General features: G+C 63.3%; 11 protein-coding genes and 1 pseudogene. 5 read left to right on the top strand and 7 right to left on the bottom strand.

Annotated features, from left to right (window positions below):
* Positions 1-131 precede the first annotated feature (131 nt).
* Genes E8E75_RS11800 through E8E75_RS11790 form a run of 3 tightly spaced genes read left to right on the top strand, consistent with a single transcriptional unit; the run spans position 132 to position 2414 of the window.
* Complete coding sequence (locus E8E75_RS11800) at positions 132-560, top strand: hypothetical protein (RefSeq protein ID WP_120651085.1); 429 nt, start codon at positions 132-134, stop codon at positions 558-560.
* The gene (locus tag E8E75_RS11795) at positions 560-1657 is read left to right on the top strand and encodes a DUF3182 family protein (protein WP_120651084.1); all 1098 of its coding nucleotides are present in this window, start codon (positions 560-562) and stop codon (positions 1655-1657) included. The genes E8E75_RS11800 and E8E75_RS11795 overlap by 1 nt, the downstream gene beginning before the upstream one ends.
* Positions 1644-2414, top strand: coding sequence for an alpha/beta fold hydrolase (locus E8E75_RS11790; RefSeq protein ID WP_153919998.1), 771 nt, complete (start codon positions 1644-1646; stop codon positions 2412-2414). Before E8E75_RS11795 ends, E8E75_RS11790 begins: the two co-directional genes overlap by 14 nt.
* A 132-nt stretch (positions 2415-2546) precedes the next feature.
* Here the strand turns inward: E8E75_RS11790 and E8E75_RS11785 are convergent, their stop codons facing one another.
* Positions 2547-2996 (bottom strand): PA2169 family four-helix-bundle protein, encoded by a 450-nt coding sequence (locus tag E8E75_RS11785; protein WP_120651082.1) that lies wholly within the window; start codon positions 2994-2996, stop codon positions 2547-2549.
* 195 nt (positions 2997-3191) lie between these two features.
* Between E8E75_RS11785 and E8E75_RS11780 the strand changes: the two genes are divergently transcribed.
* On the top strand, positions 3192-3605 hold the full coding sequence (locus E8E75_RS11780; RefSeq protein WP_120651081.1) for a CBS domain-containing protein: 414 nt from the start codon (positions 3192-3194) through the stop codon (positions 3603-3605).
* A 31-nt stretch (positions 3606-3636) separates the two neighbouring features.
* Here the strand turns inward: E8E75_RS11780 and glgB are convergent, their stop codons facing one another.
* The 4 genes from glgB to E8E75_RS11760 form a co-directional block, all read right to left on the bottom strand.
* Positions 3637-5799, bottom strand: coding sequence for a 1,4-alpha-glucan branching protein GlgB (gene glgB / locus E8E75_RS11775; RefSeq protein ID WP_280358865.1), 2163 nt, complete (start codon positions 5797-5799; stop codon positions 3637-3639).
* A complete protein-coding gene (treS, locus tag E8E75_RS11770) occupies positions 5796-9101 on the bottom strand; it encodes a maltose alpha-D-glucosyltransferase (protein ID WP_153920002.1) in 3306 nt (1101 codons plus the stop codon). Before treS ends, glgB begins: the two co-directional genes overlap by 4 nt.
* Positions 9102-9117: 16 nt before the next feature.
* Positions 9118-11103, bottom strand: coding sequence for an alpha-1,4-glucan--maltose-1-phosphate maltosyltransferase (locus E8E75_RS11765; RefSeq protein WP_280358863.1), 1986 nt, complete (start codon positions 11101-11103; stop codon positions 9118-9120).
* A 131-nt stretch (positions 11104-11234) separates the two neighbouring features.
* Positions 11235-11738 carry an MgtC/SapB family protein gene (locus E8E75_RS11760; RefSeq protein WP_280358861.1) on the bottom strand — a complete coding sequence of 168 codons (504 nt, stop codon included), beginning with the start codon at positions 11736-11738 and terminating at the stop codon, positions 11235-11237.
* Positions 11739-11916: 178 nt separating this feature from the next.
* On the opposite strand from E8E75_RS11760, the gene E8E75_RS11755 reads away from it, so the two are divergent.
* Positions 11917-12294 carry a Rho termination factor N-terminal domain-containing protein gene (locus tag E8E75_RS11755; protein WP_153920006.1) on the top strand — a complete coding sequence of 126 codons (378 nt, stop codon included), beginning with the start codon at positions 11917-11919 and terminating at the stop codon, positions 12292-12294.
* Between the two features lie 333 nt (positions 12295-12627).
* Here E8E75_RS11755 and E8E75_RS11750 read toward each other — a convergent pair whose 3' ends face one another.
* A complete protein-coding gene (locus E8E75_RS11750) occupies positions 12628-12870 on the bottom strand; it encodes a metallothionein (protein ID WP_120651075.1) in 243 nt (80 codons plus the stop codon).
* Between the two features lie 278 nt (positions 12871-13148).
* Positions 13149-13536: pseudogene (locus E8E75_RS11745) on the bottom strand (phosphotransferase system, HPr-related protein).
* Positions 13537-13575 lie beyond the last annotated feature (39 nt).

The raw sequence follows: 13575 nt of genomic DNA, 5'->3' as shown, positions 1-13575 counted from the left end.
TCAAGATGAGTCCACGGGAGCGCCGACGAGTTCAGACTTTCTCGCCCCGATGGCGCCCGTTGATCAATCGCCCTGAACTCTCCGCAAGCCCGCCCGTTCAGAACCAGTGAACAGCTCCCCGGAGATCGACCATGCGCATCGCCCCCCTGATACCGCTGCTTTGCCTCCTCGGCGCCGGTCCGGCCCTGGCCGATGCCTGCCATGTCATGACCCGTTCTTCCAGTGCCGCAGTGCCAGAAGTCGAGATGGAAACCTGCTACGAGTTCACCGGCATGCCCGAATCGGCGATCGACTGGTCCTGCAGCAATGAAAGCAAGGAAATGCTCAGCAGCCAGAAGCGCAAGGTGGAAAGGTGCGCCGACGATACCCAGGGCCAATGCGTGGCGGCCCTCACCCAGGAATCGCTGGCAAACTACCGGTCCACAGCGGAGACCGAAAGCCAGGCACGACCGGCCATTCCCAATGACGCCAAGGTGGTCACCAACTTTTACAGCGTCGCCAATCTGGGTCAGGCCCGTGCCGACTGTGAAAACAGCGGCGGCACGTGGCGGGAGCAGTGATGAAGAATCACGACGGAGTACTGTTGCTGCAGGTCGGCGAACGCTTCCTGGAACACGAACTGGCGGTACACCGGGTGCTTGGAGAGAAACTTGGGGAACTGCTGGGATGCCCGTTTCTCGGCCGTTACGATCCACTGCGCCATGACCGTGGGCGTTACTACCTGATTCCCGATGAAACCCTGATCGGCAGCGGCAAAGGACTAGGCATAAACGGGCCGGAGGATTTCTTCGGCGGTCTTGTGCCACACCCCTTCACAGCCACAAAGGCTATCACCCATCCGCTGTTCAAACTGCCGGCGCGAGTACCGCCAGGCTGGTCGGAACGCTTTGCCGAGCAAGCGGCCAAGGCAGTCCTGCACGGCTACACGGTATTCGACCTGGCCGACGCCCGGCGTGCCGGTGAAGCCATGCTGGAACACGGCCCGCTGCGACTGAAACCGGTACGGGGCAAAGCCGGACGGGGCCAGCAAGTGATCTGGAACCAGCACGACCTCGGCCAAGCGCTGGACGAACAGGACCTGGAAGAGATCGGAACCTGGGGACTGGTACTGGAAGAGGATCTGGACCAGCCGGAGACTTTCAGTGTCGGCCAGGTACAGGCTGCCGGCCTGGTCGTCAGCTACTTCGGCACTCAGCAGCTGACCCGCGACAACGATGGTGACAGCGTGTACGGCGGCTCGCAGCTGACGTTGGTGAGGGGCGACTACGCGGACCTGATCAAACTCGATATCCCGGCCACGACACGCCTTGCCATCGAACAGGCGCGCATCTACGAGAAGGCTGCTTTCGACAGCTATCCGGAGATGTTCGCCTCACGCCGCAACTACGACATCGCAAGGGGGCTGGACGCCCTCGGCCAACAGCGCTCCGGCGTCCTGGAGCAATCCTGGCGCGCAGGCGGTGCGAGCGCGGCAGAAGTGTTCGCCCTGGAAGCTTTTGCCGCTGATCCGACGTTGACGAGCATCTGTGCCTCGACGCATGAAATCTATGGCGACGCAACGGCTCCTTCCGGCTCGATTCCACTCTTTCAGGGGATGGAGCCGGGCCTCGGCAAACTCTCCAAGTACGTCAAGGTGGAACCTCATGACAGCACATAGCGAACAGGTGGAAATCGTTGTGGACAACGAAGCCATAGCCGGAACGCTCCTGGCGCCCGAGACCAGAGTCCCGGGCGTTCTCTTCGTGCATGGCTGGGGCGGCAGCCAACAGCGGGACCTGGCCCGCGCCCGTGGCATTGCTGGTCTGGGCTGCGTATGCCTGACCTTCGACCTTCGCGGCCACGAGAAGACCATCGCCGCGAAGGAAAGCGTCACCCGGCGGCACAACCTCGAAGACATCGTGGCTGCCTACGACCGACTGGCGACCCATCCGGCGATCGACGCCGAGGCCATCGCGGTGATAGGCAGCAGCTACGGCGGCTACCTCGCGACCTTTCTCACCACGTTGCGGCCGGTGAAATGGTTGGCCCTGCGGGTGCCCGCGCTGTACTGGGACGATGAGTGGGATTTACCGAAGCATATGCTGGACGCCGGGCGTCTGGCGCGGTACCGCAACATTCCCTGGAATCCGGTGGACAACCTCGCGCTGAAGGCCTGTGCGGGGTTTACCGGAGATGTCCTGCTGGTGGAGTCCGAGCACGACACCTTCGTGCCGCACACCACCCTGATGAGCTATCGCGCGGCGTTCGAGCGAGCCCACTCCCTGACCCACAGGATTCTGGATGGCGCGGACCATGCCCTCAGCCAGGACTGCGACCAGCAGGCCTACACGGGAATCCTCACCAACTGGTTCAGCGAGATGGTCATCGGCGCGCGGGTGGGTAGCTATCCCCATCATTCGGCGCGCTACTCCTAGCGCAGGACGCATAGGGTCGAGCCAGGCCACGGAATTGGCCACAGCAACGCAGGATAGGTGAAGTTTTCGATACCCATCCGCATCTCCGCATGGGTATCGCTCCGCATGGTTTCCCGAGTCCAGATGATCAGCTCAGATTCGCCCACTTTCGCGCAACGCACGGATCTGTCCATGATTGCGTATCACGCCGGCGTACTGCACCTGGACGATCTCGCGTATCGCGGGTGGCAAGGGTTGATCCAGGGCCTTCTGATAGTCTTCCATCGCGGCGTCCTCGCCCCGCTCGCACTCATCGAGGATGGCCTTCTCGTTCTGCCCGGTGACGAGCGCCTTGAAATCGATCCAGTGGCGGTGCATGTCGCCGCCAATGCTGGTGTCATCCTCGGGCGTGTCACCCAGCTCCATAACCAGACTCTGCAGTTTCTCTGCCGACGCCGCGCATTCTTCGGCGCGGGCCTCGAAGAGTTCCTGCAACGGTGGGCTCAGGACCGCCTTGGCGCAGGTGCGAAAACCCTCTTCTCCATCCTTGCAGGTCTGTACGAGTCCGTTGAGGACCTTGGCCGTTTCGTGTCGATCGATCATGACTGCCTCCCATGCCGGACGTCCCGGCTCGCTCGTGGCTTCGTGTCGCACTTACAGGTGACAGGCACTCTCCAAGCGGCGTTCGAGTTCACTGATGGCCGGTACCGATAAAACAACCTGAACGACCACGAGCCAGGCCAGTCGACTGTTTCAGGGGCCCCAGCCGGGGCCTTCGCATTGAAAGGAATAACCGAGATGAAAATCAGCGAAGTCATGACGCGAAACGTTCAGACCACTACGCCGGAGCGAAGCCTGCGGGAAGTCGCTTCACTCATGGAGAGCATCGACAGCGGCGCGATCCTGGTGCACGAAGGCGATAGGCTGGTCGGCATGGTTACCGATCGGGATATCGCCCTGCGCGGCGTAGCAGCGGGGCTTGGCGGGGAAACGCCAGTGCGTCAGATCATGAGCGGAGATGTGCGCTACTGCTTCGAAGACGAAGACGTCCAGCACGTCGCCGCCAACATGGCGCAGATCCAGCTGCGCCGGCTCCCCGTGCTCAATCGCGAAAAGCGCCTTGTGGGTGTGGTGTCACTCGGCAATATCGTCGCCAGTCGCAGTGAGCACGCCAGCGCCACGGTACTCCAAGGCGTCGCTCGCGCTCACTGACGGGGCGCTCGAGTCCGATCTACGGTTCTTTTCAGCGCGCAGGCCGGAAGATCAACGTACCCAGTGGCGGGAGGTCCAGCAGCAGCGACTGGGCCTCGCCATGGGCAATCACCGGCTCACTGTCGAGGGCTCCCGAGGTACCCGCGCCCGAGCCGCTGAAGCGTTCCTCATCGGTGTTCAACAGCAATTGCCAGAGTCCGGCCCTGGGTACGCCGATGCGGTAGGCGTTGCGTGGCTCGGGGGTGAAATTGTGCACCACCAGCAGCGGTTTGCCGTTTTCGCCATGGCGCAACCAGGCGTAGACGCTGTTGTGGGAGTCGTCGCCGATCAACCACTGGAAACCGTCGGCGCGTCCGTCGCGCTGATGGAGCGGTGGCTCCTGCCGGTAAAGGGTGTTGAGCGTCTGCACCAGGTCGCGGACGGCGGCATGCTCCGGGTAACGCAGCAGGTACCAGTCCAACTGTTGGTCATGGTTCCACTCCCGCCATTGGCCGAATTCGCAGCCCATGAACAGCAACTTCTTGCCTGGATGGGTCCACATGAACGCGAGATACAGGCGCAGGTTGGCAAACTGCTGCCACCGGTCCCCAGGCATCCGCCCCAGCAACGATCCCTTGCCATGCACCACCTCGTCGTGGGAGATCGGCAGGATGAAGTGCTCCGAGAAGGCGTAGAGCAGGCCGAACGTCACCTGATGGTGATGGTGCTTGCGGTGGACCGGCTCTTTCTGGATGTAGGCCAGGCTGTCGTGCATCCAGCCCATGTTCCATTTGTAGGAGAACCCCAGCCCGCCCTCCGCTGCGGGGTGGCTGACGCCCGGCCAGGCGGTGGACTCCTCGGCTATGACCAGGGCGCCTGGCACCTCGCTGCGCACCACCCCGTTGAGATGACGGAGGAACTCGATGGCTTCGAGGTTCTCACGCCCTCCGTGGCGGTTGGGAATCCACTCGCCTTCCTTGCGCGAGTAGTCCCGGTAGAGCATCGAGGCTACCGCGTCCACCCGCAGGCCGTCGACGTGATAGACCCGTAGCCAGTGCAGCGCCGAGGCCAGCATGAAGCCATGCACCTCGCTGCGGCCGAGGTTGTAGATCAGTGTGTCCCAATCCTGGTGGAAGCCTTCGAACGGGTGCTGGTATTCGTACAGTGCCGTCCCGTCGAACCGGGCCAGCCCATGTTCATCGGCGGGAAAGTGCGCCGAAACCCAGTCAAGGATCACCCCTATTCCCGCACGGTGGCAGGCATCGACGAAAGCGGCGAAATCCTCCGGGCTGCCCAGACGTGCGGTGGGCGCGAATAGCGAGAGCGGCTGGTAGCCCCAGGAGCCGCCGAAGGGGTGCTCCATGATCGGCATCAACTCGATATGGGTGAAGCCCACTTCCAGGATGTAGGGAATCAGGCGATCGGCAAGTTCCGCCCAGCTCGGTGGACGCTCATCGATCCATTGCCAGGAACCAGCATGCAGTTCGTAGATGGCCAACGGCTGGCCTGGCTGCTGGGCGACCTTGCGCCGGTCCATCCATTCCTGGTCCTGCCATTCGAATGCCAGCGCTCCAGTCACGCGGGAACTGGTCGCGGGCGGCGGCTCGCCGGCCAACCCAACCGGATCGGCCTTCAAGGGCAGCAGCCCTTCGGCACCGAGGATTTCGTACTTGTAGCGCTCACCAGGCTCCAGGCGCGGAATGAAGATTTCCCAGATTCCGGCCGGATAGCGCCTGCGCATGGGGTGCCGGCGACCATCCCAGGCGTTGAAATCACCTACCACCGAAACCCGTCGCGCATTAGGCGCCCACACGGCGAAGCGCACGCCGGGTATCCCGTCCTGTTTCATGACCTGCGCCCCAAGGCAACTGCCGAGTTCGTGGTGGTTGCCCTGGGCAAACAGGTAGAGATCGAGGTCTCCGAGCAGCGGGCCGAACGCATACGGGTCTTCAGTAATCTGCTCGGCATCGGGCCACTGGATGCGTAGCAGGTACTTGCGCGGCTCCGCCATCAACCCCTCGAACAGCCCCTCCGGGTCGGCCCTGACCATCGTACCGAGCGGGCTCTGGTCGACGGCATCCAGCAGCTCCACCGACTCTGCGCCCGGCAACCATGCCCGTACCCCTACGCCGTCGGCCTCGATATGAGGGCCGAGATAGCTGAAGGGGTCCCCTTCTTCCGCCCGGCGCAGGCGTTGCAGCGCTTCATCGATCATGTGCGGTGTCCCAGCAGGTGGCGCGCCAGTTCCAGCAGCCCGTGCAGGGGCACGTCGATCCAGTCCGGGCGGTGACCGCGTTCATAGAGAATTTCATAGGCGACCTTTTCCAGGCTGAACAGCGCCAGGGCAGCGCCCTCGCCTTCCCGGCCGTGCCATTCATGGGGCAAGCACCGGGCAGCGAGCCGATAGGCATCGAGGAAGGCAGTGCGCGCATTGGCCCGATAGCGGGCGATGACCGTGGTGCACGCATCCCGCGCTTCGACGGTGCTGTCGGCACCGCAGACCTTGCGCCGGGCCACTGCCGCCGCGTAGTCGAACGACCTGAGCATGCCGGCCACATCCTTCATTGGGCTATGGCGTTGGCGTCGCTCAGCCAAGGGCCGGTTGGGCTCACCCTCGAAGTCGATGATGTAGGCATCACCCTGCACCACCAGCACCTGGCCCAGGTGCAGATCGCCATGCACGCGAATCCGGATGCCTCCGGCAGCCAGGGTCGCCAGGCGGCCGATGACCATCAGCAGGCGCTCTTCCTCGGCGCGCAGCCACCGCAAAGAGCCGACATCGTCCGAACCCAGCCGTTCCTCGACATGGGCCAGGGCGCTCAAAGCCTCGCGCAGCTGTGCGCTGATGCGGGTGGCCCACGTGGAGCTGTCGCCTTCGTCGCTCGGCTGGTATCCGAAATCGGGATCCTCGGTGGGCCGCGCCAACACCGCGTGCATTTCGCCGATGCGCTTGCCCAGGGTACCGGCGAATACCCGAAGCTCCGCCAGGGCACCCTGGTCGCTGTCCGCCTCCCCACCAGCCATGCAATCGCGTATGGCCCGATCAAGGTTGTTCAGCGTCCAGGTCCAGGCATCGCCCTGGTTGTCCAGATAGCGCTGCAAGACCATCAGCGTATGCGGCTGGCCATCCTCGTCCACGCGCAACACCTCGCCCAGGAAAGGCGCGACGTGGTTGAAGCCGTGATGGGTGAGGAAGCGTCCCATCTCGACTTCCGGGTGCACACCGGGGAAGCCACGACGCAGCAGTTTGAGCAACAACCGGCCACCGATCAGCGCGGAACTGTTGGATTGTTCCGCGGTGATCAGTTTCACCTCGGGGTGCGGGCCCGGATCGAAGTCGGCCAACGCGTCTTCGGGGAGGAACTGCAGTTCGCCATCCGCACCGCGCAGCACCGAGCCAGCACGCAGGTGGCGCAGGATGTCGAGGCTAAAGCCCGGCAGCGAGAATGCATCGGTCAGCAGCTCGACCTTGCGTCCTCGACGTATCCGCGCCAGGGCGAGCTGTTGCGGGAGGTCGCTGCCGCTGGCGCGCTCAGGTACCACGGCGAGCGGCAACTGGTAGCACTCGGGACCATGGGCGCCGTGGACCTCGATTTCCGCGATCACCGGAGCGTCCGGCCCCTCGTCGAGCGGCATCGCATAGAGCAGGTGCACGCTGCCTGCCGCGACTTTACCTCCCCCGAACCAGCGGCGCTTGGGTAGGTAAAGCGGAAGTGCCTCGAACTCCAGGGTCTGGCGCGCCTTGATCTGGATGATTTCGTCGATCTGCCGCAGCAGGACCAGGGTCTGCAGTTCCGGCATCCGCTCGACTGGCTTCTTGTGCCAGCTGGGCATCTGCGAGGCATCGGCCAGGTAGAACCAGTAGAAGCCGTAGGGCGGTAGTGTCAGGAGGTAGGTGAGCTGGCCGATGGGTGGAAATGAGGCGCCGCCGACCATTTCCACCGGCACGCGGCCGTCATAGTCGGCCAGCTCCAATTCGACGGCCTGGGCGGCACTGGAGAGGTTGGCCACGCAGAGGATGCTCTCGTCGCGCCCGTCGCCATCGCGATATTCGCGCAGGTAGGCAAGGATGCGCCGGTTGCTCGGCGAGAGCATTTTCACGCTGCCCCGGCCGAAAGCCTTCTGCTGCTTGCGCACATTGAGCATGCGGCGCATCCAGTTGAGCAGCGAATGAGGATCATGGGCCTGCGCTTCGACATTGATGGTCTGGTAGCCATACAGCGGGTCCATGATCGGCGGAAGGACCAAGCTGGCGGGATTCGCACGGGAGAACCCGCCATTGCGGTCGATCGACCACTGCATCGGCGTGCGCACGCCGTCCCTGTCTCCGAGGAAGATGTTGTCGCCCATTCCGATCTCGTCGCCGTAATACAGCGTCGGTGTCCCGGGCATGGACAACAGCAGACTGTTCAGCAATTCCACGCGACGACGGTCGCGCTCCACCAGTGGCGCCAGGCGACGACGGATACCCAGGTTAAGTCGCGCCCGCCGGTCTCCCGCGTAGTAGTCCCAGAGGTAGTCGCGCTCGTCATCGGTGACCATTTCCAGGGTGAGTTCATCGTGATTACGCAGGAATATCGCCCACTGGCAGTTCGGCGGAATCTCCGGCGTCTGGCGCAGGATGTCGGTGATTGGGAAGCGGTCCTCCTGGGCGATGGCCATGTACATGCGCGGCATCAGCGGAAAGTGGAAGGCCATGTGGCATTCGTCGTCCTCGCCGAAGTACGGACGCGTGTCTTCCGGCCACTGGTTGGCTTCAGCCAGCAGCATCCGATCCTGGTAGCGCGCATCCAGCTCGGCACGGATGCGCTTGAGCACGGCGTGGGTCTCCGGCAGGTTCTCGCTGCTGGTGCCGTCGCGCTCGATCAGGTACGGGATCGCGTCCAGGCGCAGTCCGTCCACCCCCATGTCCAGCCAGAAGCGCATGACCTTCAGCACCGCGCTCAGCACGCGCGGATTGTCGAAGTTCAGATCGGGCTGGTGGGAATAGAAACGATGCCAGAAGTATTGGCCGGCCACCGGGTCCCAGCTCCAGTTCGATTTCTCGGTGTCGATGAAGATGATCCGGGTGCCGGAGTACTTGTCGTCCGTATCCGACCAGACGTAATAGTCCCGTACCCGGGAGCCCTTCCTAGCGTGGCGTGCCCGCTGGAACCAAGGGTGCTGGTCCGAGGTGTGGTTGATGACCAGCTCGGTAATCACCCGCAGCCCCCGACGATGGGCCTCGTCGATGAAGCGCCGGGCATCGGCAAGGGTGCCGTAGTCCGCGTGCACCCCCCGGTACATGGCGATGTCGTAGCCGTCGTCGCGCCTAGGCGAGGGGTAGAACGGCAGCAACCAGATGGTGTTGACGCCGAGTTCGGCGATGTAATCCAGCTTCTCGATCAGCCCGGCGAAATCACCGACACCGTCGTTGTTGGCGTCGTAAAAAGACTTCACATGGACTTGGTAGATGATCGCGTCCTTGTACCAGTGCGGGTCATTCAGGAAAACGAACCTTCCACTGCGCTTGGCCATGGGCATACTCCTGTTCTCAACGGACCGGACGGACACGCCAGATACCGAATGGCAGGTGCGAGGGGTCGATGCGCATCCATTGCACCTTGCCGTGCCATGTCCAGCGGTGGCCGCTCATGAGGTCCTCGCCTTCCAAGTCGGCGTCGTCCGGTAGTCCGAACTCCCACAAGGGGAGCTCGAAATGCGCTTCCTGTGGCTGCTGCGGATCGAGGCTGATGGCAATCAGGATGAAGTTCGACAAGTCATCGGTGCGCTTGCCGAAGTAGAGGATCTGGTCGTTCCACGCGTTGTAGGCCTTGAAGCCCAGATGGGTCTGCAGGGCGGGATTGTCGCGGCGGATCATGTTCAGTTGCGTGATCTCCGCGCGAATGTTGCCGGGAGCGTCGTAGTCCCGCGCGCGCAGCTGGTACTTCTCTGAGTTCAGGTATTCCTCCTTGCCGGGCACGGGCGCCGATTCGCACAGCTCGAAGCCCGCGTACATACCCCAGAGCCCGGAGCCCATGGTCGCCAGGGCGGCGCGGATGAGAAAGCCGGCGCGGCCTGCGTGCTGCAGGAAGAACGGGTTGATGTCCGGCGTATTCACGAAAAAGTTGGGACGGTAACAATCCCGCCAGGGCGGCTGGTTCAGCTCAGTGAAGTACTTCTGCAATTCGGCCTTGGTATTTCGCCAGGTGAAATAGGTGTAGCTCTGGCTGAAGCCGAGTTTTCCCAGCCGCGCCATCATGGCCGGCCGGGTAAAGGCTTCGGAGAGGAAGATCACCTGCGGATGCCGCTGCCGCACTTCGGCGATCAGCCATTCCCAGAATGGCAGTGGCTTGGTGTGCGGGTTATCGACGCGAAACAGGCTGACGCCCTGCTCCACCCAACCGAGCACGACGTCCCGCAACGCCAGCCACAGGCCGGGGATGGCCGGCTCGGCGTAGAAGTCGACATTGACGATGTCCTCGTACTTCTTCGGCGGATTCTCCGCGTGGCGAATGGTGCCGTCCGGTCGCCAGCTGAACCAGCCCGGATGCTGCCGGAGCCACGGGTGGTCGGGGGAGCACTGGATGGCGAAGTCCAGGGCCACCTCCAGGCCGTGCGCATGAGCCGTATCAACCAGCATGCGAAAATCCACGAGGCTGCCCAGTTTGGGATGGACGGCATCATGGCCGCCCTCTTCGCTACCGATGGCGTAGGGGCTGCCGGGATCGTCCGGCCCGGCATGCAGGCTGTTGTTGGGGCCTTTGCGATGGGTCCGGCCAATGGGATGGATGGGTGGGAAATAGAGCACGTCGAAACCCATCCCGGCGATGTCCGGCAGGCGCCGACAGACATCAGCGAAGGTACCGTGACGCGTTGGGTCATTGCTTTCAGAGCGGGGAAAGAGCTCATACCAGCTGCCGAACAGGGCGAGGCGCCGTTCCACTTCCACGGGGTACGTGGGGCTGCGCAGGAGATGAGGACGGTGCTCGGCGCGTCGCATCAGCGCGCCTATCTCAGTTTCGATGAACAGTGCCACCTGGTCCTGGATTCCCCGGCAGCCATCGAGTCGTGACAGGAGTTGGCCGAGTTCCCTTGTCATGTGCGCTGGAGCCTCGCCGGCAATCCGTCGGACCAGCGCTGCACCTTCGGCCAGTTCCAGCGACACCGGGACGCCAGCCCCATACTTCTTCGTCAATTCGTAACGAAAGCTCGCATAAACGTCCTGCCACGCTTCGATGGCGAACTCCAGGCGTCCTTCCGCCTCGGGCATCAACAGGGCGGCCCAATGATCGTTGCCGAGAGGCTCCATCGACACGCGTCGCCAGTCGGAGTGTCCCGCCATTTTCCAGAGCAGGTCCGCCGCCAACTGGTCATGGCCGTCGGCGAAGATGACCGCCCGGACTTCCAGGGTCTGGCCGCAAATGCATTTGGCTGGAAAGCGCCCGCCGTCGACCACCGGTTCCACTCCCTCGATGGCCAAGCGGGGTTCCCGTGCCGCGCGAATCGCCGTGGATTCTCCTTCTTGCGTCGGAAGCATGCTCCTGGCTCCTTGAACGCCTCGCAGACGATGCAATCGGTTGAGTCGGCCCGGCCAGCACGATCCTGCATCGACACGCTGGGCTCCTGGATTCCGAGAGTGCGACGTCAGGAAAAGTTCAGGTGGATTTCCTACTCCTTCTCCTGATCGTTCTTGCCGTTCCCCGCAGGGTCGACCAGCAACGGGAGCACATGCAGCACCATCAGTGCTAACAGGGTTGCGAGCACCGCCGTGGCCTCCCGACCCAAGCCGACGGCAACACCAATGGCGGCGGCAGACCAGATACCGGCCGCGGTGGTCAGCCCCTTTACGTCGGCGGGACTGCGCCCCTTGAGGATGGTGCCGGCGCAGAGGAAGCCGATGCCCGCCGTAATGCCCTGGATTACCCGGCTAATAGCGTCGTGGCCTGCCCCGTCCTGTTCCAGGGCCATGACGAACAGCGTCGCGCCGAGACAGACCAGCATGTGGGTGCGCATGCCGGCCGATTTACCCTTGACCTCCCGTTCGTAGCCAAGCAATCCCCCAAGGAGAATCGCCATCAGAAAACGCAGCAGCGCTCGAACCACCCCCTCGACGTCGCCGAGATCGGCAAAATCCGCAAGCAGGGTGTCGAGGATGCGTTCACCCAGTTCCATCGCGCGCTCCGAATGGGCTGCATGACATTCTGAAAACAACCACTGGAATCAGTTCGCGCTATCGGAGTAACGGCGACACCGTTCATCAGCCAGGGCGAACCGCTGGCCCGCGGACGCCTCTTTCGAAGTAAGGCCATGCGGCGCAACAGTTGCAGGCGACCTCAGGAGGAACCACTCAATGCCACGCGGAAGCAAAGCCAAGTACACCGAGAAACAGAAGCGCAAGGCCGAGCACATTGAAGAGAGCTACGAGGCCAAGGGCGTGCCAAAGGAAGAAGCCGAAGCGCGCGCCTGGGCGACGGTCAACAAGCAGTCCGGCGGCGGCGAACGCGCCGGCGGGTCCGGTCAGCTCACCAGCGCCGGGGAAAAGCAGGCAGCCCGTAAATCCTCCGCCCGTCGCGCAGTGGCGACCCGCAGAGGCCTACCTCGCCCCGACCAGAAAATGAACGCCATGAGCAAGAGCGAACTAATGGAGCACGCACGCAAGCGCAACATTCCTGGCCGATCCAGGATGCGCAAGGATGAACTGATCGAGGCGCTGCGCGAACCCGCCTGAGCCCTTCTTCCCCTGGCCGTCGCAGCAGTATGGCGACGGTTCTTCTGGTTTGTGGACGCGGCGGGGATTTTCCCGGTAGCCAATTCATCCGCCTTGGGGCATACGCAGCAGCCAGCGCTTTTTCGGTGCACCAGGCGATGTTCCATGGGGCTCCGAGGGGGGATAAAAAGAGCGCTATCCACCCTGCGGCTACGTCCAGTTCCCAGGGCGTCCAGCGAGCTTGCGATAGCCATCAGCCCGGACCGCATGGGTAGCGCCACCCAGCCTATGCCGCAGAGCTCCCCACGAGCTACAAGATCCGGGGCTGGAGAGGGCTGGGCAAGGTATCGGTCATCACGGTGAAATCGGATCGCTTGCCGGGAAGGTCTCTTCCAGGGCGTGATCGACCTGGGTTTCGCGTGGCTGATCTCGCGCGTTGGCCTCGCCACAACGGCAATCCGGATCGCGGCATTGCTCGTCGTCCGTAGGATGGCCTTCGGCGCACGCCGGGCAGCAAAAGGCGCGCCCTTCACGTATCACGGCGTCGGAGCCCACCTCACAAGTGCATTCAGGGCAGGCGCAGCGCGTACCATTCATGGTCTTACCCTCCAGAGGAAGAAGCCCAGGGCTGTGTTGGGCTGGGGCACATGGCTGATCAGTGGCCGCTGGCGGTTTTCCGGGTAGCGGTGCTTATGCGGTAGCTGCATGATTCAGACCCTTCCTGCCGCTTGGCTGGTAGCCTTGCCTCGCTGTTTACGCGACCGGCGTTTTTTGCTCAGGGACACCACGACCTTTACGCCGAAGCGATTGGCGGGGACCCAACTGATCCTGGAATCGTTCATGGCAGTACCTCCCCGCGCCTGCGGCGCGAGCAATCACTCGTTTCCGTCGTCATCCACCGGAGACACCCGGTCGGTCCAGGGCTTGCCGTCGAGGGGTGCGGAACGCCCAAGCTCCCCTTCATCGAGACCCGATGCCGCCGCCGATCTCGGATTCACCCACCGTGCGCAGTTCGGTATCTGCTGGGCCACCGCCAGGTTCGTTCGGCGAGCGGGCGCCAGTCTGGTCATACGGGGCGTAGGGTGACTGGTCGCCGTGTTCCACCACAGACTCCGACGCATATTCCTGCTCGGCCTCGCCGGTCGGGCGCAAGTCTTCGATGCTGCCCTCACGGGTATCTCGCTCCTGATTGAAGTCCAGCTCGCGAGGTGAGTTCATGCGGTACTCGGTATCTTCCCTGGGGGTGGGTTTGTCGCGGCTCATGATGGCTCTCCGATTGGGTTACCTGTTTCAGTCGACTGG

It is taken from the genome of Pseudomonas sp. BN606 (assembly GCF_029873115.1).
Lineage (GTDB): Bacteria > Pseudomonadota > Gammaproteobacteria > Pseudomonadales > Pseudomonadaceae > Metapseudomonas.
Note: the sequence above shows the minus strand (reverse complement) of the source record. Positions and strands in the feature narration are given on the sequence as shown.

Bases quoted from the DNA above. Each gene is read 5' to 3' on its own strand.
- E8E75_RS11800 (WP_120651085.1), top strand. From the start codon at position 132: ATGCGCATCGCCCCCCTGATACCGCTGCTTTGCCTCCTCGGCGCCGGT.
- E8E75_RS11795 (WP_120651084.1), top strand. From the start codon at position 560: ATGAAGAATCACGACGGAGTACTGTTGCTGCAGGTCGGCGAACGCTTC.
- E8E75_RS11790 (WP_153919998.1), top strand. From the start codon at position 1,644: ATGACAGCACATAGCGAACAGGTGGAAATCGTTGTGGACAACGAAGCC.
- E8E75_RS11785 (WP_120651082.1), bottom strand. From the start codon at position 2,996: ATGATCGATCGACACGAAACGGCCAAGGTCCTCAACGGACTCGTACAG.
- E8E75_RS11780 (WP_120651081.1), top strand. From the start codon at position 3,192: ATGAAAATCAGCGAAGTCATGACGCGAAACGTTCAGACCACTACGCCG.
- glgB (WP_280358865.1), bottom strand. From the start codon at position 5,799: ATGATCGATGAAGCGCTGCAACGCCTGCGCCGGGCGGAAGAAGGGGAC.
- treS (WP_153920002.1), bottom strand. From the start codon at position 9,101: ATGGCCAAGCGCAGTGGAAGGTTCGTTTTCCTGAATGACCCGCACTGG.
- E8E75_RS11765 (WP_280358863.1), bottom strand. From the start codon at position 11,103: ATGCTTCCGACGCAAGAAGGAGAATCCACGGCGATTCGCGCGGCACGG.
- E8E75_RS11760 (WP_280358861.1), bottom strand. From the start codon at position 11,738: ATGGAACTGGGTGAACGCATCCTCGACACCCTGCTTGCGGATTTTGCC.
- E8E75_RS11755 (WP_153920006.1), top strand. From the start codon at position 11,917: ATGCCACGCGGAAGCAAAGCCAAGTACACCGAGAAACAGAAGCGCAAG.
- E8E75_RS11750 (WP_120651075.1), bottom strand. From the start codon at position 12,870: ATGAATGGTACGCGCTGCGCCTGCCCTGAATGCACTTGTGAGGTGGGC.